Here is a 19,582-nt window from a genome sequence, read left to right as displayed (position 1 = left end):
CGGGATGGGAGGACAGGGTGGGGGGTCGGGATTGGGTGGGGTTTTCGAACATTATCCATTGGGAATCGTCGCTTTTCCTGGAAGGTCGGCGGCGGCATCCTGGATGCATGACCATCGCCGCCGCATCCGCGTACACCCCCTCCGCGGACCTCGCCGACCTCGCCGACGACGCCGTCGCGCTCGTGCGCCGCTGGCTCGTGGAGAGCCGCGACGTCCCCGTGGACGCCGCCGCCCAGCGCCTCGCCGGCGTGCTCCGCGACCCGAACGGCCTCGACTTCACCGTCGGCTTCGTGGACGGCGTCGTGCGTCCCGAGGACACCAGGGTCGCCGCCCGCAAGCTGCGCGAGCTCGTGCCGCTCACACCGAAGTTCCTGCCCGCGCCGCTGCGCGGCGCGATCGCCCTCGGCGGCGCCCTCGCACCTGTCCTCCCCGGCATCGTGGTGCCGATCAGCCGCCGGGTGCTGCGACAGATGGTGCGCCACCTCATCGTCGACGCGCGCGACGCGAAGCTCGGCGCCGCGATCCGCAGCATCCGCGAGAAGCAGGACGTGCGCCTGAACATCAACCTCCTCGGCGAGGCGATCCTCGGCCAGGAGGAGGCGGCGCGCCGCCTGGAGGGCACCCGGCGCCTGCTCCAGCGCAACGACGTCGACTACGTCTCGATCAAGGTGTCCTCGACCGTCGCCCCGCACAGCCCGTGGGCGTTCGACGACGCCGTCGCGCACGCCGCCGAGGCTCTCCTGCCGCTGTACCGCATCGCGCTCCGCGGCCGGAAGTTCATCAACCTCGACATGGAGGAGTACAAGGACCTCGACCTCACCATCGCGGTCTTCACCAGCATCCTCGACCGCCCCGAGTTCCAGAGCCTCGAGGCGGGCATCGTGCTGCAGGCCTATCTGCCCGACGCGCTCGGCGCCATGATCCGGCTGCAGGAGTGGGCCGCCGCCCGCGTCGCCGCCGGCGGCGCGCCGATCAAGGTGCGCGTCGTGAAGGGCGCCAACCTGCCGATGGAGACCGTCGACGCCGAATCGCACGGCTGGCCGCTGGCCACCTGGTCGACCAAGCAGGAGTCCGACTCCTCCTACAAGGCGGTGCTCGACTACGCGCTGCGCCCCGAGCACGTGAAGAACGTGCGCATCGGCGTCGCCGGGCACAACCTCTTCGACATCGCCCTCGCCTGGCTGCTGGCGAAGAAGCGCGGGATCGCCGGCGCCGCCGACCGGGCTGTCGAGTTCGAGATGCTGCTCGGCATGGCGTCCGCGCAGGCGACCGTCGTCAAGCGCACCGTCGGATCGCTGCTGCTCTACACGCCGGTCGTGCACCCGGACGAGTTCGACGTCGCGATCGCCTACCTGATCCGTCGTCTCGAGGAGGGCGCCTCGCAGGAGAACTTCATGTCGGCAGTGTTCGATCTCGGCAGCGATCCGGCCCTGTTCGAGCGCGAGAAGGAGCGGTTCCTGGCATCCGTCCGCACCATCCCGGCCGAGGTGCCGGCCCCGAACCGGGTGCAGAACCGGCAGCTTCCCGCGGCACCGGCCCCGCGCGAGGGCTTCGCGAACACGCCCGACACCGACCCCAGCCTCGCCCCGAACCGGGAGTGGGCCGATGGCATCCGCGCCCGCATGAAGGACTCCACCCTCGGCGACGACACCGTCGCCGCGAACACGCTCCGCGAGGCCGCGCAGGTGGACGCCGCGATCGCCAGGGCCGTCGCGGCGGGCGAGGCCTGGCGCGCGCTGGGCGCCGAGGGGCGCGCCGAGATCCTGCACCGGGCCGGCGACGTGCTCGAGGCGCGCCGCGCCGACCTGCTCGAGGTGATGGGATCCGAGGCCGGCAAGGTCATCGAGCAGGGCGACCCCGAGGTGTCCGAGGCGATCGACTTCGCGCACTACTACGCCGAGAGCGCGAAGAGGCTGGCGCACGTCGACGGGGCGGCGATGCGCCCCGTCGGGCTCACCGTGGTCACCCCGCCGTGGAACTTCCCGGTCGCGATCCCGGCCGGATCGGTGCTGTCGGCGCTGGCCACCGGCTCCCCGGTGATCATCAAGCCCGCCCGCCAGGCGCGCCGCTCCGGCGCCGTCATGGTCGAGGCGCTGTGGGAGGCCGGCGTGCCGCGCGAGGTGCTGCAGTACGTGCAGCTCGAAGGTCGCGAGCTCGGCCGGCAACTGGTCAGCGACCCGGCCGTGGAGCGCGTGATCCTCACCGGCGGCTACGAGACCGCCGAGCTGTTCCGCGGCTTCCGGGCCGACCTGCCGCTGCTGGCAGAGACCAGCGGCAAGAACGCCATCATCGTCACCCCGTCGGCCGACCTCGATCTCGCCGCGAAGGACGTCGCCTACTCGGCCTTCGGCCACGCCGGCCAGAAGTGCTCCGCCGCGTCGCTGGTGATCCTCGTCGGCTCGGTCGCGACCTCGGAGCGGTTCCGCCGTCAGCTCCTCGACGCCGTCACCTCGTACCCGGTCGGCGAGCCGAGTGACGGCACCAGCCGGATCGGGCCGCTGATCGGGCCGGCCGAGGGCAAGCTGCTCGGCGCCCTGACCACCCTGCACGCGGGGGAGTCCTGGCTGCTCGAGCCGCAGAAGCTCGACGACGCCGGTCAGCTGTGGCTGCCGGGCATCCGCGACGGTGTGAAGCGCGGCAGCGAGTTCCACAAGGTCGAGTACTTCGGCCCTGTGCTCGGGATCATGACCGCAGAGACGCTGGACGAGGCGATCGACATCGTCAACGAGATCGACTACGGCCTCACCTCCGGTCTGCACGCGCTGGACGAGGAGGAGATCCAGCGCTGGCTCGCCCGCGTCGAGGCGGGGAACGTGTACGTCAACCGCGGCACCACCGGGGCGATCGTGCAGCGCCAGCCGTTCGGCGGCTGGAAGAAGGCCGCGGTCGGCGCCGGGGCCAAGGCCGGCGGCCCGAACTACCTCGTCGGCCTCGCCGACTGGGAGGACGCGCCGGTCACCGCCGACCGCGCCTTGGACGCGCTTGCCGAGAGCGCGCTCTCGGCCGGCGTCGACGAGGCGGATGCGGCGTGGCTGCGCGGTGCTCTGGCGACCGACATCGCCGCCTGGGAGGACGAGTTCGGCGTCGTGCGCGACGCGACCGGGCTGGCCACCGAGCAGAACGCGCTGCGCTACCAGGCGGTGCCGGTCACGGTGCGGTTCGAGGGCGGCCGCGTCGCCGAGCTCGTCCGCGTCGTCGCCGCGGGCCTGCGGACCCGTGCGCACGTCACGGTCAGCGTCCGCGAGCCGCTGCCCGCGCCCACGCTCGCCTGGCTCGGCCGCCACGGCGTCGCGGTGGTCACGGAGGACGCCGCCGCGTGGGCGGCGCACGCCGGTCGCCTCGCCGCCGCCGACGGCCGGGTGCGTCTCATCGGCGCCCCCGCGACCGAGACCGCGCAGGCCGTGAAGGGGGCGCCGAGCCTGGCCATCTACGCCAACCCGGTGGTGTCCGCCGGGCGGATCGAGATGCTCCCCTTCGTGCGCGAGCAGGCCGTCTCGGTCACCGCGCACCGCTTCGGCACCCCGCACCGCCACGAGATCCCGCGGCTCGAGCCGGTGCGCTGAGTCGCCGGCGAGGGGCCGGGCCCTCAGACCAGCGGCACCGCCCCGTCGTAGGCGGTCGACGACACCTCCGGGCCCTCGTCGGCGCCGAACACCCGGGCCGTGCCGGGGGTGCTCGCCCACGCCGGCCAGCCCGGGTCGTGCTGCCTGACGAAGGCCGCGGCGGCGCCGTGCATCTCGTCCGCGAGGCGCTGCGGCGGGCGGCGGCCGGCGATCGGCGCGACCCGGGGCCCGTGCAGCACGTCCCACCAGAACGGCACGTCCAGGCAGTGGCACGACCAGCCCAGCGTCGGCGACACCCAGGCGAACCGGTACACCCAGGTCGGGGCGTCCCGCCGCGCCTCCGCGACCGCGACCACCAGCGAGCGGAACACCTCGTCGGCGACGTAGCGGCCCAGGGTGCCCACGGCGTTGCGCCGCAGCGCCCGATTCGACCGCCGCCAGCTGCGTCGCCTCCCGGCGTCCCGCTCCACGATCCGCAGCAGCAGGTGCCGGGGCAGCCGGCGCAGCACCCGCGGGGCGGTCTCGATCGCCGTGGTGAACTCGTCGTCGGTCGCGCCCAGCAGCAGCGGCTTGTCGGCGCCGACGCCGTCGCGGAAGGAGTCGACCGTCGGCTGGGGGATGAGCTCCCCGTCGATGACCGGACCCCACGGCAGCCCGTCGCGCAGTGCCGCCAGGGTGGCGGCGAGCCCCCGCTTGCCGAGCAGCGACGCCTGGTACTGCCGTCGGGTGAGCTCGCGCTCGGTCGCCCCGCGGAAGCCGTCCAGCGTCGGCTCCACGCCGACCATCTCGGCGAGGCGGATGCTGCGCTGCCGCGCCAGGTCGCGGGGGATGTCGGCGATCGCCCCGGAGAAGGACATCACGGCGCCGAACAGGTGCTGCGCGGCCGGCATCCCGAGCAGCGCGAGCACCGCCCCGCCGCCGGCGGAGTGCCCGCCGATCGTGACGCGGTCGGGACTGCCGCCGAAGGCGGCGATGTTGCGCTGCACCCACTCCAGGGCCGCGATCCAGTCACGCACGCCCCGGTTGTCGGGGGCCCCGTCGATGACGCCGAAGCCGTCGAAGCCGAGCCGGTAGGACAGAGTGACCACGACCACCCCGTCCCGGGTGAACGTGCCGCCGTCGTACCACGGGCTCGCAGCCGACCCCGCCGAGAAGCCGCCGCCGTGGATCCACACCAGCACCGGCCGGCCGCCGTCGTCGGCCGCCGGGGTGAACACGTTCAGGTTGAGCGTCTCCGCGCCGGGGATGCTCGGCTCGGGGATGAGGGCGTTCGGCTCCTCGCGGCGCTGCGGGGTGGGCCCGTACCGGGTGGCGTCCCGCACCTCGGTCCACGGCCGCACCGGCTGCGGCGCGAGGAAGCGGCGCTCGCCGGTGGGCGGCGCGGCGTACGGGATGCCCAGGAACGCGACGTCGTGATCCCGGCGGATGCCGCGCACCGGCCCCTCACGCGTCTCGACGACCGGCCCCTCGCTCATCTCCCCTCCCACGCCCAGTATCCCGCGGCCGGCGACGGCCCGGATGACGCTTGCGCCGGCGGCCCGGTTATGGCACTCCGCGGCGCTCAGGAGTCGAAGCCCATCCCGACCGCGTCCAGGGTCTTCAGGAAGAGGTTGCGGCGGCCCTCATTGTGGTCCGCGCGATCCATCGAGGCGCGGACGAGATTGATGCCGATCGCCGCGGCCGGTTCGGGAGGGAACGGGATCGGCCGCGTGTGCACCATCTCGAACTCGGTGCGCTCGGTCTCAAGGCCCGACAGCCGGTCGAGCATCACGTCCGCCGCGAAGCGGGTGGCGCTGACGCCGAGCCCGGTGAAGCCGGCCGCGTAGGCGACGCGGCCGCCGCGGGCCAGACCGAAGAAGGCGCAGAACCGGCTGCAGGTGTCGATCGCGCCGGCCCAGCGGTGGCTGAACTGCAGACCCTCCAGCTGCGGGAAGGTCGTGAAGAAGTGCGCAGCCAGCCGGCGGAAGCTCTCCGGCCGGTCCTCGTACGCCGCCCGGACCCGCCCGCCGAAGTGGTAGATCGCGTCGTACCCGCCGAACAGGATGCGGCCGTCGGCGGTGAGCCGGTAATAGTGGAACTGGTTCGCGCTGTCGGCGATCCCCTGCCGGTTCCGCCAGCCGATGGCGCTCAGCTGTGCTGCCGTGAGCGGCTCGGTCATCAGCACATGGTCGTAGACGGGCACGGTCATCAGCCGGTTGCGCCGGAGCAGCGACGGGAACACGTTCGTGGCGAGCGCGACGTGGTCCGCCACGACCCGGCCGCCACCGTCGATGGCGAGCGTCTGGGTCCCCCGGCCGCTGATGCCCGTGACCCGGCTGCCCTCGTGGATCTCCACGCCGAGCTCGGCGGCCACGCGCGCCAGCTCGACCGCGAGCTTGCCCGGATGCACCATGGCGCACGCCGCCGGGTCCCAGGATCCGGCGAGGTAGGTGGGGGAGTGCACCTCGGCGCGGACCGCCTCCTGGTCGAGGAAATGGCCCTCCTCCCGCATCCACTCCACCTGGTGCGGCTCGGTGGCGACGTGCATCTCGCCGGTGCGCTCCCAGTCGACGTCCATGTCGTACCGGGCGACGGTCTCCTCGATCTCGCCCAGGTTGCGCATCCCGAGCTCGTCGAGCCGGTCGATCTCGCCCGGCCAGCGGCGCCGGCCGTTCTCGCGCCCGTGGGTGAGGCTGGCCGCGCAGAAGCCCCCGTTGCGGCCGGACGCCGCCCATCCGATGCGGGCGGCTTCGAGCAGCAGCACGCGCCGGTCAGGGTCGCGCTCCTTCGCCCGCACGGCGGTCCACAGGCCCGCGTACCCGCCGCCGACGACGACGAGGTCGGTGCGCACGGTGCCGCGCACCGGCGGATGCTGCGGACGTTCGACGTCCTCGAGCCAGAACACGCTGCGGCGGGCGCCGCTGAGCGCGTGGTCGACGACGGCGTCGTCCGGGCGCCGTCGTTCGAAGACGGTGGTTCCCATGATCACTCCGATGTGAGGGGCGGATGCGGGGGCGACGGCGTCAGCGTGTGCCCCAGTTGTAGAAGTCCTTGTGCAGGCCGGCGTAGAGGAAGCATTCGGTGTGCGAGACGCCGGGGATCGCGCGCACTCGGGTGGCGACCAGCGACAGCAGGTCCTCGTCGGTCTCGCACACCGCCTCCGCCAGGATGTCGAAGGAGCCGAGCGTGACGACGACGTACGCGATCTCCGTGATCTGCGAGAGCGCCTCGGCCGCCTCCCGCGGATCGCCGTCGACGCGGATGCCGATCATCGCCATGCGGGAGAACCCGAGCTGCCGCGGGTCGGTCACCGCGACGATCTGCATGATGCCCGCCTCGGTGAGCCGTTGCACCCGCTGCCGCACCGCCGCCTCGCTGAGCCCGACGGCACGGCCGATGTCGGCGTACGGACGTCGCCCGTCCTCCTGGAGCAGTTCGATGATCCGCTTGGAGACGTCGTCCAGGACCGCGTGCTTCGGTTTCTCGGTCATGCGACGATCTTGACAGTGTGTACGGCGATTTACAACTGATTTCGTAGAAATCTGTGCCGAAAGCTTCCGATTTCGCGGCAGTAGGGGGTTGGCGGTGTCAGCGGAAGCGCTTCACGTGGCGGCGTTCGTGCAGCACGAGTCCTGGCCGCTCCTCGACCTTGGTCGCGCCGTCGGCGATCCAGCCGTTCCGCTCGTAGAACCGGGCGGCGCCGATGCTGGCCCAGCCGACGATCGAGCCGTCGCGCTCGGCGACGAGGGTGAGCGAGTTCGGCCTCGGGTCGCGCAGGATCGCGTCCCAGCCGTTCTCGCGCTGCTCGACCGACAGCCCGTCCAGCACGTCCTGCGGCATCAGCCCCCGGTACGCCTCCTGCCACGCCCGCACGTGCACCACAGCGATCCCCGGCGCGTCCCCGCGCACGGCCTGCCGCACCCGCACATCGCGCACCAGCTGTCCCGCCCCCACAGATCCGTCAACCGGCGCTGCGCCGCGCCTCCCAGCCCGTCTGCACCATCTCGTCCACCGAGTACCGCATCTTCCAGTCGAGGTCCCGCGCCGCCAGCTCGCCGGACGCCACGATCCGGTCCGGGTCGCCGGGCCGGCGCGGCCCGATCACGGGGGTGAAGTCGATGCCGGTCACCCGGGCCATGGCATCCATGATCTGCTTCACGCTGAGGCCGTCTCCGGAGCCGAGGTTGTAGGCGGGTTCGATCGGCTCGCCGGCGGTGAGCCGCTGGGCGGCGGCGACGTGCGCGGCGGCGATGTCGCCGACGTGCACGTAGTCGCGGACGTTGGTGCCGTCCGGGGTGTCGTAGTCGTCGCCGTTGATCCGCGGGGTGTCCCCGGCCAGCAGGGCCTCGAACACGATCGGGAACAGGTTGTGCGGGCTGACGTCGTACACGGTCGGGTCGGCGGAGCCGACCACGTTGAAGTACCGCAGCGAGGTGTGCCGCAGCGGCTTGTCGCTCTCGGCCGTCGCGATGCCCTGGTCGCGCAGCAGCCATTCGCCGATCAGCTTCGACTCGCCGTACGGGCTGGCGGGCCGCTTCGGGGTGTCCTCGGTGACCTGGTCGACGTCCGGGGTGCCGTAGACGGCGGCGCTGGACGAGAACACGATCCGGTCGACGCCGGCGGCCTCCATCGCCTCGAGCACGATGCGGGTGCCCTCGACGTTCTGCGCGTAGGTGTGCAGGGGCCGCTGCACCGAGACCCCGGCGTACTTGAAGCCGGCGACGTGGATCACGCCCTCCACGTCGTGCTCGCGCAGGGCGCGCTCCATCAGCTCGCGGTCGAGGATGCTGCCCTCGACGAGCGGAACGTCGGCGGGGACGAAGGACGCCCGGCCGCTGGAGAGGTCGTCGAGGACGACCGGGGCGATGCCCGCCGATGCCAGCGCGCGCACCACGTGCGCTCCGATGTAGCCGGCGCCGCCGGTGACAAGCCAGGACATGGGACTCCTTCCGTCGCGCTCGTGCGCACCGTCCATTCTGTCAGGCGGTCTCAGATGTCCCGGCGCGGCCCCTCGGACGGGGCGACGGTGAACTGGTGCGGTGCGGTGAAGCCGGATGCCGCGAAGGCGGCCGCCACGGCATCCGTCACCCGCTCCACGGCGTCGCGCTCGACGAGCGCGATCGCCGCGCCGCCGAAGCCCCCGCCGGTCATCCGGGCCCCGAGCGCACCGGCCGCGAGCGCCGACTCGACGGCCGTGTCGAGCTCGGGCACGGAGATCTCGAAGTCGTCGCGCATGGATGCGTGGGACGCGGTGAGCAGGTCGCCGATCGCACGGGGGCCGTGTGTGCGGAGGGCTGCGACGGTGTCGAGCACCCGCTGGTTCTCGGTGACGACGTGGCGCACCCGGCGGAACGTCACGTCGTCCATGAGCTCCGCGGCGCGCGGCAGGTCGTCGACGGTCGCGTCGCGCAGCGAGCGGATGCCGAGCAGTGCGGCGCCCCGCTCGCAGGCTTCGCGGCGCTCGCGGTACCCGCCGCTGGAATGCGAGTGCGTGACGCGGGTGTCGATCACGAGCACCTCGAGCCCCTCGGCGTCGAAGCCGGTCGGGATGGACCTGGTCTCCAGGGTGCGGCAGTCGAGGAAGGTGGCGGCGTCGGCGCGGCCGAGCATCGAGGCCATCTGGTCCATGATGCCGGTGGGGGCGCCCACGGCCTCGTTCTCGGCGCGTCGCCCGGCGCGGGCGAGCGCGACGGGATCCAGCCTGAGCGCCCACAGCTCGTTCAGCGCGACGGCGACGGCGCCCTCGATCGCGGCCGACGAGGAGAGCCCGGCGCCCACCGGCACGTCCGAGGAGATCGCGATGTCGACGCCCGGCAGTGCGGACCCTGCGCGGGCGTCCACTGCATGCCGCAGCGCCCACGCGACCCCGAGCGGGTACGCCGCCCACGCCGGAACCGCCGGACCCTGAGCCTCTCCCGGGCCTTGAGCCTCTCCCGGGCCTTGAGCCTCTCCCGGGCCCTGAGCTCGGCGAAGGGTCACCGGGAACAGCGCGTCCAGTTCGTCGAGCCCGACCTCCACGGGCTCCGCGGCGAAGGTCGAGGCGACCCGGATCCGGCCGTCCTCCCGCATCCGCACGGCCGCCGACGTCCGGTGCGGGATGGCGAAGGGCAGCACGAAACCCTCGTTGTAGTCGGTGTGCTCGCCGATGAGGTTCACCCGCCCCGGTGCCGACCAGACGCCGGCCGGGGCGCGGCCGGTGATCCGGCGGAACAGGTTCTCGGCGTTCATCGGGTCTCCTCCGTGACGGATGCGATCGCGGCGCGCAGCCGCTCGGCGGTGTCCTCGGGCAGGATCTCCGCGGTCCACGCGCCCATCGCCGCCTCCGAGCCGGCGAGGAACTTCATCTTGTCCGCCGCCCGGCGCGGGCTGGTCAGCTCCAGCCGCATCCGCACCGTGTCGCGGCCGGTGTGCACGGGCGCCTGGTGCCACGCCGCGATATACGGGGTCGGCGTGGGGTACAGGGCGTCCACGCCGCGCAGCAGGCGCAGGTAGAGCGGGGCGAGCTCGTCGCGCTCCTCCCCGCTGAGGGCGGCGAAGTCGGGCGCGTGCCGGTGCGGCAGCAGGTGCACCTCGAGGGGCCAGCGCGCGGCGAACGGCACGTAAGCGGTCCAGTGCTCGCCCTGCAGCACCACCCGGTCGGATGCCTGCTCGAAGGCGAGGACGCGCGCGAACAGGTCGGGTGCGGAGCGGTCGATGCTGTCCAGCAGCCGGGTGGTGCGGGGGGTGATGTAGGGGTAGGCGTAGATCTGGCCGTGCGGATGCGGCAGGGTGACGCCGATGGCCTCGCCGCGGTTCTCGAACGGGAAGACCTGCGCGATGCCGGGGAGCGCGGAGAGCGCGGCGGTGCGGTCGGCCCAGGCCTCGATGACGGTGCGCGCGCGGGTGACGGTCTGGGTGCCGAACGAGCCCTCGTGCTCGGGGCTGAAGCAGACCACCTCGCACCGCCCGACGCTGGTGCGGGTGCGCCCGAGGCCGAGGTGCGCGAGGTCGTCGAGCCCGCGCGGCGGATCGGATGCCGCCGGCGCGCCGCCGGTCGCCTCGGCGAGGGCGGGGCCGAACGCGGGGGAGCGGTTCTCGAACACCGCGACGTCGTAGTGCGACGGGATCTCGGACGGGTTGACGTCGGTCTGCGGGGCGAGCGGGTCGGCGTCCGCGCCGGGCAGCATGACCCGGTTCTGGCGCTGGGTGGCGTAGGTGATCCAGTCGCCGGTGAGCACGTCCTGCCGCATCGTCGCCGTCTGCGGGCGGGCGTCGAGGGTGCGCCGGTCGATCCGCCGTTCCGGCCCGAGAGCGGTGTCGGGATCGTCGTAGTAGAAGAGCTCGCGGCCGTCGGCGAGCCGCGTCGCCCGCTTCACCACGCCGGCGGTCAGGGTCTCGGCGCGCTGCTCGGCGCGCTGCTCGGCGGACTGGTCCATGTTCACGTCAACACGGTAGCCCCTCCGCCGTGCTAACGTCAACACAGCGGGAGACGGCGACGGATCGTGCGGCGGAGGGGAGGAGCGTGATGGTGAGTGAGGGGCGCCGGGTGTCGATGGCGCAGGTGGCGGCGCGCGCCGGGGTGTCCGGGCAGACGGTGTCGCGGGTCGTGAACGGCAGCCCGCGGGTGGATCCCGCCACCCGGGCCCGGGTCGAGGAGGCCATGGCCGAGCTGGGCTACCGCCCGCACCGCGCCGCCCGCGCGCTGCGCACCGGCCGCTCGCACACCATCGGGCTGGTGGTCACGACGCTCGCGACGGTCGGCAACTCGCGGACGCTGCAGGGGGTCGCCGAGACCGCCGCCGAGCGCGGCTACGCCCTCACCGTGGTCACCGCGGGCCCGACGGCGGCCGCGATCGACGGGGCCTTCGACACGCTCCGAGACCAGGGCGTCGACGGCCTGATCGTCCTGAACGAGGCATCCGCTCTCCTCGACCGCGACCGCGTCCCCGGCGACCTCCGCCTCGTCGTCATCGACGCGCCGCACGGCTCGCCCTTCCGGTCGGTGCAGAGCGACCACGCCGGCGGCGCCGCCGCCGCGACCGGACGGCTGCTCGCCCTCGGGCATCCGTCGGTCGACCACCTCGCCGGCCCCGAAGGGTCCTACGCCGCCGCCGAGCGCGAGCGCGGCTGGCGCGAGACCCTCGAGCGCGCCGGCATCGCGGCGCCGCCCGTCGTGCGCGGTGACTGGTCGGCCGACAGCGGGTACGCCGCCGCATCCGCCCTCGCCACCGCCGGCGCGGTCTTCTGCGCCAACGACCAGATGGCGCTCGGCCTGATCCGCGGCCTCACCGAGAGCGGCCGCCGCGTGCCCGAGGACGTCAGCGTGGTCGGCTTCGACGACGTGCCGGACGCCGCCAACTACCGGCCGCCGCTCACCACGGTGCGCCAGGACTTCACCGCGCTCGCCCGCACCGCCGTCGCCGCGCTGGTCGCCGACATCGAGGCGGCGCCCGCGCCCGCGGCATCCGTCATCCCCACCGAGCTGGTGCTCCGAGAATCGGCGGCCGCCGCGTCCTTCGGCGCCGCCGTCTCCCCGCACCCGCCCCGCTAGGCTCGCGCTATGAGTCCCCGAGAGGCGGGGGGCCGGATCCGGAAGGGCCCCCCACGCTGCATGAGGTCGCGCGTGCGGCCGGCGTCTCCCTGGCCACCGCGCGCGGCACCTCCGCGGTGATCGCGCTGCTCGTCGCCGACATCGCCGACCCGTATTTCGGTCTCATCGCCTCCGGGGTCGCACGTGGCGCCGACGAGCAGGGCCTGATCGTCACGATCGCTATCACTGAGCGCGACCCCGAGCGGGAGGCCCGCATCCTCCGGGCGCTGCGCGGTCAGCGCCCCCGCGGGGTGATCCTCGCGGCCTCGCGCACCGACGAGAACGAGAGCGGAACCGTGACCGAGCTCGAGGCGCTCCGCGCCCTGGGCGGCCGTTCGGTCACCTTCGGGCCCGGCGGCGATCGGTGCATCATCGACAACCGCGGCGGGGCGGAGCGGCTGGGCCGCGAGATGGCCCGGCTCGGATACCGGCGAGGCGGTCGCCCTGGGCGCCGCCGAGGGCGTGCGCACCTCGGACGACCGCCTCGCCGGGTTCCGCGCCGGTTTCGCATCCGGAGGCGGCACGGTCGAGCGCACCTACCGCGGCACCTTCGAGCGCGAATCGGGCGCCGTGACGATGTCCGCCGCACTGGCCGACGGGATCGAGCCGGGCACGCTGGTGTTCGCGCTCAGCGACGTCGTGGCGATCGGTGCGATGACCGCGATCCGTGAGGCCGGCCGCCGCGTCGGCGACGACATCGCGATCTGCGGCTTCGGCGACGTGCCGGTCAGTCGGGACGTGACCCCGCAGCTCACCACCGTGCGCGTGCCCCTGAGCGATCTCGGCTACCAGGCGTTCCGTGCCGCCGTCGACCCCGACTGGTCGCAGCCCGACGCGACGCTGGAGGTCCTCGTCCGCGCCAGCTCACCCGGGGCCTCGGAGCGCTGATCGGCCCCGATGCGCGGCCTCACGGCCTCCGTGGGCTTACGGCATCGGCGGGCTGAAGGCACGCGCGGGCTCACGGCATCCGCGGGCTCGCGGCATCCGTGGGCTTACGGCGCCCTTCGGGCTTACGGCGTCCGCGCGGCCTTGCGGGCCATGGCGCGCTCGAGGTTGTCCAGGAGTCCCTCGATCGCGCGGTCGTGCTGCCGGCGCAGCGTGATCGGCCAGAGCAGCGCGAACAGTCCGCGCAGCGGGCTGTCGATGGAATGCCGGACGAGGGTCCCTCTTTCCACCGCGAAGAGCTCGACGCCGTGCCCGCGGGGCATCGCGCGTCCGACGTCGAACCAGAGCCGGCGGCCCGGCTCCACCTCCCCGACGCGATACGCGACGCGGTCGTGCCGCACCGGGGCGCCGGGGAAGACACCGTCCGGCAGCGCGAACGTCCCGCTGCTGGCGGGATAGAGGGCCCCGAAGTCGATGAGCACGTCCCAGACCTCGTCCGGGGTGCCGGCGACCACGCGCTCGTGGATGTTCCGCACCATCTGTTCCTCCATACGGTTGCGTATGGTTTGACCATACACCGGCGTATGGACACCGGCAATGGTCTCTCCGCCTCCGCGGCTTTCACTCGCGCGCGGGGAGGAGCCCGTCGAGAACGCCCAGCGCCGACTGGACGAACCGGTCCCGCTCCGCCGCGGTCGCGGGCATCAGCGCCGGCAGCGACGCCTGCAGCTGCAGCAGGCCGAGCCACATCGCGTACGCCTGAACCGCGCGGTCGTGCGCGACGCCGGGGGCGAGGCCGGCCGCGGTCAGGCTCTCGGTCATGAAGGCGACGCGCCGGGCGCTGACCCGTTCGATCGCGGCGGCCACGGCCGGATCATCCGTCCGGCGCAGGAGATCCAGCTCCGCCCGATCACGCGGCACCAGGGCGAACACGCGCTCGAAGAGCAGGCGCAGCCGCTCACGAGGATCGGAGATCCCGACGATGTCGTCGATGATCTCCTCGGTCTCGGCCAGCCAGAGCTCCAGGACGGCGTTCACCAGCTCGCCGCGGTTGCGGAAGTGCCAATAGAAGCTGCCCTTGGTCGCCCCGAGAGCCTCGGCGACGCGCTCGACCGCGACCGCGCTCAGGCCCGACGCGCTGAACATCTCGAACGCCGCACGCGCCCAGTCGTCGCGCCCGAGCCGGGATCCCTCGCTACGCCCCATGCCCATACGGTACCGTCCGGTGGCGCCCCGCTGTCCCCCCGCCGTCGCCCCGCCGTCCCCGCCGCCGTCGCCCCGCCGTCGCCCCTCCCTCCCCGGAGAGGAACGGGGTCTCAGCCGCCCAGGGCTGCGGCGACGACGGCGCGAGCCTCCTCCTGCACCTGGGCGAGGTGCTCCGGGCCGCGCAGGCTCTCGGCGTACAGCTTGTAGACGTCCTCCGTGCCGGACGGGCGGGCGGCGAACCAGGCGTGCTCGGTCTGCACCTTCAGGCCGCCGATCGCCGCGCCGTTGCCCGGGGCGTGCGACAGCTTGGCCGTGATCTCCTCACCGGCGAGGGAGGTCGCGGTCACGGCATCCGGCGACAGCTTGCCGAGCGTCGCCTTCTGCTCCGGCGTCGCCGGCGCGTCCACACGCTGGTACGCGGATGCGCCGAACGCCTGCTCCAGCTCGCGGTACCGCTCGGACGGCGTCTTGCCGGTGACCGCGATGATCTCCGCGGCCAGCAGGCACAGCAGGATGCCGTCCTTGTCGGTCGACCACACGCTGCCGTCCCGCCGCAGGAACGAGGCGCCGGCCGACTCCTCGCCGCCGAAGGCCACGGAGCCGTCCAGCAGCCCCGGCACGAACCACTTGAACCCGACCGGCACCTCCAGCAGCCGCCGTCCCAGCGACTCGGCGACCCGGTCGATGATCATGGACGACACCAGAGTCTTGCCGATCGCGGCATCCCGCGGCCACTCCGGCCGGTGCGAGAACAGGTAGTCGATCGCGACGGCGAGGTAGTGGTTCGGGTTCATCAGCCCGGCATCCGGGGTCACGATCCCGTGCCGGTCGGCGTCCGCGTCGTTGCCGGTGAGCACGTCGTAGTCGCCCTTCTTGGCGACCAGCGACGCCATCGCGCTCGGCGAGGACGGATCCATCCGGATCTTCTCGTCCCAGTCCAGCGTCATGAACCGCCAGGTCGGGTCGACCTCCGGGTTCACCACCGTGAGGTCGAGCCCGTGCATCTCGGCGATCAGCGCCCAGTACTCCACCGACGCGCCGCCCATCGGGTCGGCGCCGATGCGGACGCCCGCGCGCTTGATCGCCTCGACGTCGATGATCGAGGGCAGGTCGCGCACGTACGCGTCGCGGAAGTCGTACTCGCCGATGGTCTCCGCGTCGATGTCGGCGTAGCGGGTGCGCTGCACGCCCTCGAGACCGGCGGCGATCAGTTCGTTCGCGCGCGCCGCGATCCAGCCGGTGGCGTCGGTGTCGGCGGGGCCGCCGTGCGGCGGGTTGTACTTGAAGCCGCCGTCGCGGGGCGGGTTGTGGCTCGGGGTCACCACGATGCCGTCGGCGCGGCCGGGGTCGGATGCCTCGCGGCCGCGGTTGTAGGTGAGGATGGCGTGGCTGAGAGCCGGAGTCGGCACCCACGAGTCGCGCGCGTCGACACGGACGTCGACGCCGTTCGCGATGAGCACCTCGATGGCGCTGCGCTCGGCGGGCAGGGACAGCGCGTGCGTGTCGCGGCCGAGGAACAGCGGCCCCTCGATGCCCTGCTCGCGCCGGTAGTCGACGATCGCCTGCGTGGTGGCGAGGATGTGGTCCTCGTTGAAGCTCGTCGACAGGGATGAGCCGCGGTGCCCGCTGGTGCCGAACACGACGCGCTGCCCGGGATCCGCCGGATCCGGATGGCGGTCGTAGTAGGCGGCGATCAGCTCGTCGACGTCGATGAGGTCTTTTTCCTCCGCGGGGAGGCCGGCTCGGCTCGTCATGCCGATAGTCTGCCCCGCCTGCGGCGGATGCGCACCCTCGGGGTTCCGATGTTTCGGATGCCCGCCCCCAGAGGCATCCGCCCCCGGGTCCGGCGCCATCCGCCGCCGAATCCGTGTCCGCAGTGCTGTTGCCGCGGCCTTGTGCGCTTCGCGCGGACCGGATGCCGGAATCCGGCCGCGGGAACTGCACATGGCCGCGCGAAGGCGCGGGTGCGGGGCGTCGTCTAGGCTGGCGCCGTGACCGAACGCCGCACCTACAGCTATCTGGGTCCCGCCGGAACCTTCACGGAGGCGGCGCTCGAGCAGGTCCCCGAGGCGCGCGGCCACATCTGGAACCCGGTGCACAACGTCGGCGAGGCGCTCGCCGAGGTGCTCGAGGGGCGCAGCGACGCCGCGATGATCGCGATCGAGAACTCCATCGAGGGGGGCGTCTCCACCACCCTGGACGCGCTCGCGACCAAGCCGGGGCTGCGGATCCTCGGAGAGTACCTGGTCAGAGTCAACTTCGTGCTGGTCGCCTCGCCGGGCACGACCCTGGACGACGTGAACGTCATCGCCGCGCATCCGGTGGCCTACGCGCAGTGCCACGGCTGGCTCGGGCGCCACCTGCCCACGCACTCGCACGTCCCCGCGGCGAGCAACGTCGCCTCCGCCCTCGGCATCCTCGACGGCACGCTTCCGGCGCAGGCCGCGATCGCCGCCCCCGGCATCGTCCAGCACCACGACCTCGCCGTGCTCGCGGAGGACATCGGCGACAACGAGAACGCGGTGACCCGGTTCGTCCTGGTCACGCGCACCACCGTGCCGCCGGCCCCCACCGGCGCGGACAAGACGTCCCTCATCGTCGAGCTGCCCGAGGACCACCCCGGCGCTCTGCTCGAACTGCTCGAGCAGTTCTCCACGCGCGGCATCAACCTCTCGCTGATCGAGTCCCGCCCGATCGGCGACGAGCTCGGCCGCTACCGCTTCGTGCTCGACGCAGACGGGCACATCCTCGACGAGCGGATGGCGGACGCCCTGCTCGGCATCCGCCGGTTCAGCCCGCGCGTCGTGTTCCTCGGCTCGTACCCGCGCGCGGACCGGCGCATCGTGCAGTACCCCGAGCGCTACGCCGACGAGGTCTTCGTCGAGGCCCGCGACTGGCTGCGCGCGCTGATCGCCGGCGAACCGGAGGCGTAATCCGGCAGCGCGGCACGGCATCGCCGACCGCCGGCCGGTCAGCTCAGGAACGCCACCGCCCGCACCGCCGCGCCGTCCGCGGCGAGGGCCAGCGGGAAGAACCCGACCCGCACGCGCGAGGGCAGACCGTCCAGGCCCCGCAGGTTCTCCACGATCAGCTCGTCGCCGCCGAGCACGACCTCGTGCACCGGGAACCCGGCGGCGTCGGCATCCGTCGGATCGGGGCTGAGCGTATCGACGCCGAGCACGCGCATGCCGCGGCGCATGAGCTCGCGTGCGGCGGCGGGATCCAGGAACGGATGCCGCCGAGCACGCTCCTCGCCGAACCAGCGCGCCCACACGGTGTCGACGAGCGCGCACGGTGCGCGCCATGGGACTCAACGTTAGGAGCGCGCGGGAATTCCCGGCCGCGGTGTGACGAACGATGACGGGTGGCGGGTGAGCGCGGGGGTCAGAGCGCGCGCCGGCGGCGCCGGTCGGTCTCGTTCGCGGGGAACATCCCGAGCCGCAGATCTTCGAGGAAGTACGTGAGCGGCGTGCCGAGGGCATCCGCGATGCGCAGCAGAGTGTGGATGCTCGGCAGCGCGCGCCCGGATTCGTAGGCGCGGATGTTCGAGGAGTCGATCTCGGCGGCCACCGCGAGCTGGTCCTGCGTCATCGTCGCGGACTCCCGAGCCCCGCGGATCTTGGCCCCCACATGAGCGGCAGCGGGTGAGGGGACGCGGGGCACCCTTCAAGCGTTCCGGGTACCCGGCCGTTCGCACCAGGGTGGATATCGCCGGGTACAAGTACACTGATGCTCGTTCTGAGAATGGGGGCGTCGTGGGGGACGATTCGGCGACTTTGACTGCAGGGGTTCAGTACCCCGGTGCTGAAACGGAGTCCGAGTATCTCGCCGTCGCGGCCGAGTCGGACGAGGGGCCGGAGAGTCACGATCTCGATGCCCCTCCTCGCGGAGTTCCGTGGGCTGGCGGACAGCAAGCGCATGGCCGGGAACTACCTCGAGCAGCTGGCTCGCCACTATCTGACGGTTGAACCGCTTGTAAGTCTCTGAAGTGGCTGGCCTGGGGTCGGCTGGCAGGGTGGGTGCTGGTGCTCCGTCTGGTCGTGACTCTTGAATCGCCTGGCCTCCCGCTTCGGCGGGGTGCCTTTCCCAGGATCTGTCCGGCCGGGTGGGTGCCGGCGCCGACCCTGCCCACTCCGATGGCTTGATCAGAAGCTTGCCCGACCGTTCACGGCGGTCGTGGCCCATTACAGGCCTGCCTCGAAGTGACCATTCCCGGGTCGACGCCAGCAGTGACGTCAACCCAGTGGAGAGGATCACGGTCACCATGACCATCGTCGCAAACACGTTCGCGTATGTCATCGGCGCGGACACCCATTCCAGAACACACACTCTCGCCGTGCTCGACGCGCGCACTGGCGCCAGAGTGGACACTCGGACCTTCCCGACGACGCCGGCGGGATTATCACGCGCGGTCGCGTGGATCGCTCGGCGCACCAGCGGGCTGGCCGATGTGCTCGTAACGATCGAGGGCGTCGGCTCGTATGGCGCCCGGCTCGCGAGAGCATGCCAGGACGCCGGCTACCGGGTCGTGGAGTCGTTCCCGACAGCGGCACGTGAACGTCGCGGACGAGGCAAGAGCGACGAGATCGACGCGGAACTGATCGCCCGCTCCGTGCTCGGCGTCGATGCCGACAACCTCCGTGATCCGCGTCAGGACGCGGGAGTCCGCGCGGCGCTGCGGGTGCTGATCGGCGCCCGCGACCTCATCAACCTCGAACGCACCAGGTCGATCAACGCCTTGACCGCGCTGCTTCGAACGGTCGACCTCGGCATCGACGCCCGCGCCTCGCTCACCAAGAAGCAGCTCGCGGCGATCGAGTCCTGGCGCACGCGACAGGAGGACCTCGCGACCGCGACAGCCCGCCGGGAAGCGATCCGGCTGGCCCGACGGGTTGCCGTCTGCGATGAGGACCTCGCTGCTAACCGTGACGCGATCACCGCGCTGGTCGCCGCCAGCGACGCCGCAATCCTGCTCGACGAGCCCGGGATCGGCGCGATCAACGCGGCCGTGATCATCGCCGCCTGGTCACACCCCGGCCGGGTCCGCTCCGAAGCAGCGTTCGCCGTGCTCGCCGGCGTCAGTCCCGTGCCCGCCTCGAGCGGAAACACCACCCGTCATCGCCTCAACCGAGGAGGCGACAGGCGTCTGAACAGAGCCTTATCGTCGATCGCGCTGACCCGAATGTCGCACCACCCGCCGACCCGCGCCTACGTCGAACGCCGACGAGCCGAAGGACGCACCACCAAGGAAATCCGCCGCTCACTCAAGCGATACATAGCCCGCCAGCTCTACCGCCGCCTCAGCGAGCAGAGCGGACTTGACAACACATAGAAGCATCCTGGGTCTGATGGAGACTCCTGACCTTGGAAACGAGGATGG

At 72.6% G+C, this 19,582-nt stretch carries 17 protein-coding genes and 1 pseudogene; 6 read left to right on the top strand and 12 right to left on the bottom strand.

Going from position 1 to position 19,582, the window contains the following annotated elements:
• The first annotated feature begins 107 nt into the window (after positions 1-107).
• On the top strand, positions 108-3,563 hold the full coding sequence (locus tag JRG78_RS11120; protein WP_272653378.1) for a bifunctional proline dehydrogenase/L-glutamate gamma-semialdehyde dehydrogenase: 3,456 nt from the start codon (positions 108-110) through the stop codon (positions 3,561-3,563).
• Positions 3,564-3,586: 23 nt separating this feature from the next.
• Here the strand turns inward: JRG78_RS11120 and JRG78_RS11115 are convergent, their stop codons facing one another.
• From JRG78_RS11115 to galT, 7 genes are all read right to left on the bottom strand, one after another.
• Positions 3,587-5,038: a carboxylesterase/lipase family protein gene (locus JRG78_RS11115; RefSeq protein ID WP_272653377.1), complete on the bottom strand. Its 1,452-nt coding sequence runs from the start codon at positions 5,036-5,038 to the stop codon at positions 3,587-3,589.
• A gap of 86 nt (positions 5,039-5,124) precedes the next feature.
• On the bottom strand, positions 5,125-6,525 hold the full coding sequence (locus JRG78_RS11110; RefSeq protein WP_272653376.1) for an NAD(P)/FAD-dependent oxidoreductase: 1,401 nt from the start codon (positions 6,523-6,525) through the stop codon (positions 5,125-5,127).
• Positions 6,526-6,565: 40 nt separating this feature from the next.
• Positions 6,566-7,033, bottom strand: coding sequence for an Lrp/AsnC family transcriptional regulator (locus JRG78_RS11105; RefSeq protein ID WP_259606716.1), 468 nt, complete (start codon positions 7,031-7,033; stop codon positions 6,566-6,568).
• A gap of 97 nt (positions 7,034-7,130) precedes the next feature.
• A complete protein-coding gene (locus JRG78_RS11100) occupies positions 7,131-7,496 on the bottom strand; it encodes a hypothetical protein (RefSeq protein ID WP_259606715.1) in 366 nt (121 codons plus the stop codon).
• A gap of 7 nt (positions 7,497-7,503) precedes the next feature.
• A complete protein-coding gene (galE, locus tag JRG78_RS11095) occupies positions 7,504-8,481 on the bottom strand; it encodes a UDP-glucose 4-epimerase GalE (RefSeq protein WP_259606714.1) in 978 nt (325 codons plus the stop codon).
• A gap of 50 nt (positions 8,482-8,531) precedes the next feature.
• On the bottom strand, positions 8,532-9,770 hold the full coding sequence (gene galK / locus JRG78_RS11090) for a galactokinase (RefSeq protein ID WP_272653375.1): 1,239 nt from the start codon (positions 9,768-9,770) through the stop codon (positions 8,532-8,534).
• Positions 9,767-10,957, bottom strand: coding sequence for a galactose-1-phosphate uridylyltransferase (gene galT, locus JRG78_RS11085; RefSeq protein WP_259608205.1), 1,191 nt, complete (start codon positions 10,955-10,957; stop codon positions 9,767-9,769). The genes galK and galT overlap by 4 nt, the downstream gene beginning before the upstream one ends.
• Before the next feature lie 89 nt (positions 10,958-11,046).
• Here galT and JRG78_RS11080 point away from each other — a divergent pair, with 89 nt between their 5' ends.
• The 3 genes and pseudogenes from JRG78_RS11080 (at position 11,047) to JRG78_RS11075 (ending at position 12,999) form a co-directional block, all read left to right on the top strand.
• Positions 11,047-12,072, top strand: a complete 1,026-nt coding sequence (locus JRG78_RS11080) for a LacI family DNA-binding transcriptional regulator (protein WP_272653374.1) — start codon at positions 11,047-11,049, stop codon at positions 12,070-12,072.
• 116 nt (positions 12,073-12,188) lie between these two features.
• Positions 12,189-12,485 (top strand): annotated as a pseudogene (locus tag JRG78_RS12620) (LacI family transcriptional regulator); the annotation flags it as partial.
• An 88-nt stretch (positions 12,486-12,573) separates the two neighbouring features.
• Complete coding sequence (locus tag JRG78_RS11075; protein ID WP_259606711.1) at positions 12,574-12,999, top strand: substrate-binding domain-containing protein; 426 nt, start codon at positions 12,574-12,576, stop codon at positions 12,997-12,999.
• 122 nt (positions 13,000-13,121) lie between these two features.
• On the opposite strand, the gene JRG78_RS11070 is transcribed toward JRG78_RS11075, so the two are convergent.
• The 3 genes from JRG78_RS11070 to pgm all read right to left on the bottom strand — a co-directional run bounded on the left by JRG78_RS11070 (position 13,122) and on the right by pgm (position 15,956).
• The gene (locus JRG78_RS11070) at positions 13,122-13,535 is read right to left on the bottom strand and encodes an SRPBCC family protein (protein ID WP_259606710.1); all 414 of its coding nucleotides are present in this window, start codon (positions 13,533-13,535) and stop codon (positions 13,122-13,124) included.
• Between the two features lie 82 nt (positions 13,536-13,617).
• Positions 13,618-14,202, bottom strand: a complete 585-nt coding sequence (locus JRG78_RS11065) for a TetR/AcrR family transcriptional regulator (RefSeq protein ID WP_259606709.1) — start codon at positions 14,200-14,202, stop codon at positions 13,618-13,620.
• A gap of 110 nt (positions 14,203-14,312) precedes the next feature.
• Positions 14,313-15,956 (bottom strand): phosphoglucomutase (alpha-D-glucose-1,6-bisphosphate-dependent), encoded by a 1,644-nt coding sequence (gene pgm, locus JRG78_RS11060; protein WP_259606708.1) that lies wholly within the window; start codon positions 15,954-15,956, stop codon positions 14,313-14,315.
• A gap of 237 nt (positions 15,957-16,193) precedes the next feature.
• On the opposite strand from pgm, the gene pheA reads away from it, so the two are divergent.
• Positions 16,194-17,135: a prephenate dehydratase gene (gene pheA, locus JRG78_RS11055; RefSeq protein WP_259606707.1), complete on the top strand. Its 942-nt coding sequence runs from the start codon at positions 16,194-16,196 to the stop codon at positions 17,133-17,135.
• Positions 17,136-17,173: 38 nt separating this feature from the next.
• On the opposite strand, the gene JRG78_RS11050 is transcribed toward pheA, so the two are convergent.
• On the bottom strand, positions 17,174-17,476 hold the full coding sequence (locus JRG78_RS11050) for a hypothetical protein (RefSeq protein WP_259606706.1): 303 nt from the start codon (positions 17,474-17,476) through the stop codon (positions 17,174-17,176).
• A 110-nt stretch (positions 17,477-17,586) separates the two neighbouring features.
• Entirely contained in the window at positions 17,587-17,832 is a 246-nt protein-coding gene (locus JRG78_RS11045; RefSeq protein ID WP_259608204.1) for a helix-turn-helix domain-containing protein, read from the bottom strand.
• A 634-nt stretch (positions 17,833-18,466) separates the two neighbouring features.
• On the opposite strand from JRG78_RS11045, the gene JRG78_RS11040 reads away from it, so the two are divergent.
• The gene (locus JRG78_RS11040; RefSeq protein WP_259606526.1) at positions 18,467-19,534 is read left to right on the top strand and encodes an IS110 family transposase; all 1,068 of its coding nucleotides are present in this window, start codon (positions 18,467-18,469) and stop codon (positions 19,532-19,534) included.
• The last annotated feature ends 48 nt before the right edge of the window (positions 19,535-19,582 follow it).

This window comes from Microbacterium sp. EF45047 (assembly GCF_028472845.1).
Lineage (GTDB): Bacteria > Actinomycetota > Actinomycetes > Actinomycetales > Microbacteriaceae > Microbacterium > Microbacterium neungamense.
This window is presented reverse-complemented; position numbering and strand designations above follow the sequence as displayed.

Coding starts and splice junctions, on each gene's coding strand:
- JRG78_RS11120 (WP_272653378.1), top strand. CDS start 108: ATGACCATCGCCGCCGCATCCGCGTACACCCCCTCCGCGGACCTCGCC.
- JRG78_RS11115 (WP_272653377.1), bottom strand. CDS start 5,038: ATGAGCGAGGGGCCGGTCGTCGAGACGCGTGAGGGGCCGGTGCGCGGC.
- JRG78_RS11110 (WP_272653376.1), bottom strand. CDS start 6,525: ATGGGAACCACCGTCTTCGAACGACGGCGCCCGGACGACGCCGTCGTC.
- JRG78_RS11105 (WP_259606716.1), bottom strand. CDS start 7,033: ATGACCGAGAAACCGAAGCACGCGGTCCTGGACGACGTCTCCAAGCGG.
- galE (WP_259606714.1), bottom strand. CDS start 8,481: ATGTCCTGGCTTGTCACCGGCGGCGCCGGCTACATCGGAGCGCACGTG.
- galK (WP_272653375.1), bottom strand. CDS start 9,770: ATGAACGCCGAGAACCTGTTCCGCCGGATCACCGGCCGCGCCCCGGCC.
- galT (WP_259608205.1), bottom strand. CDS start 10,957: ATGGACCAGTCCGCCGAGCAGCGCGCCGAGCAGCGCGCCGAGACCCTG.
- JRG78_RS11080 (WP_272653374.1), top strand. CDS start 11,047: ATGGTGAGTGAGGGGCGCCGGGTGTCGATGGCGCAGGTGGCGGCGCGC.
- JRG78_RS11070 (WP_259606710.1), bottom strand. CDS start 13,535: ATGGTGCGGAACATCCACGAGCGCGTGGTCGCCGGCACCCCGGACGAG.
- JRG78_RS11065 (WP_259606709.1), bottom strand. CDS start 14,202: ATGGGGCGTAGCGAGGGATCCCGGCTCGGGCGCGACGACTGGGCGCGT.
- pgm (WP_259606708.1), bottom strand. CDS start 15,956: ATGACGAGCCGAGCCGGCCTCCCCGCGGAGGAAAAAGACCTCATCGAC.
- JRG78_RS11040 (WP_259606526.1), top strand. CDS start 18,467: ATGACCATCGTCGCAAACACGTTCGCGTATGTCATCGGCGCGGACACC.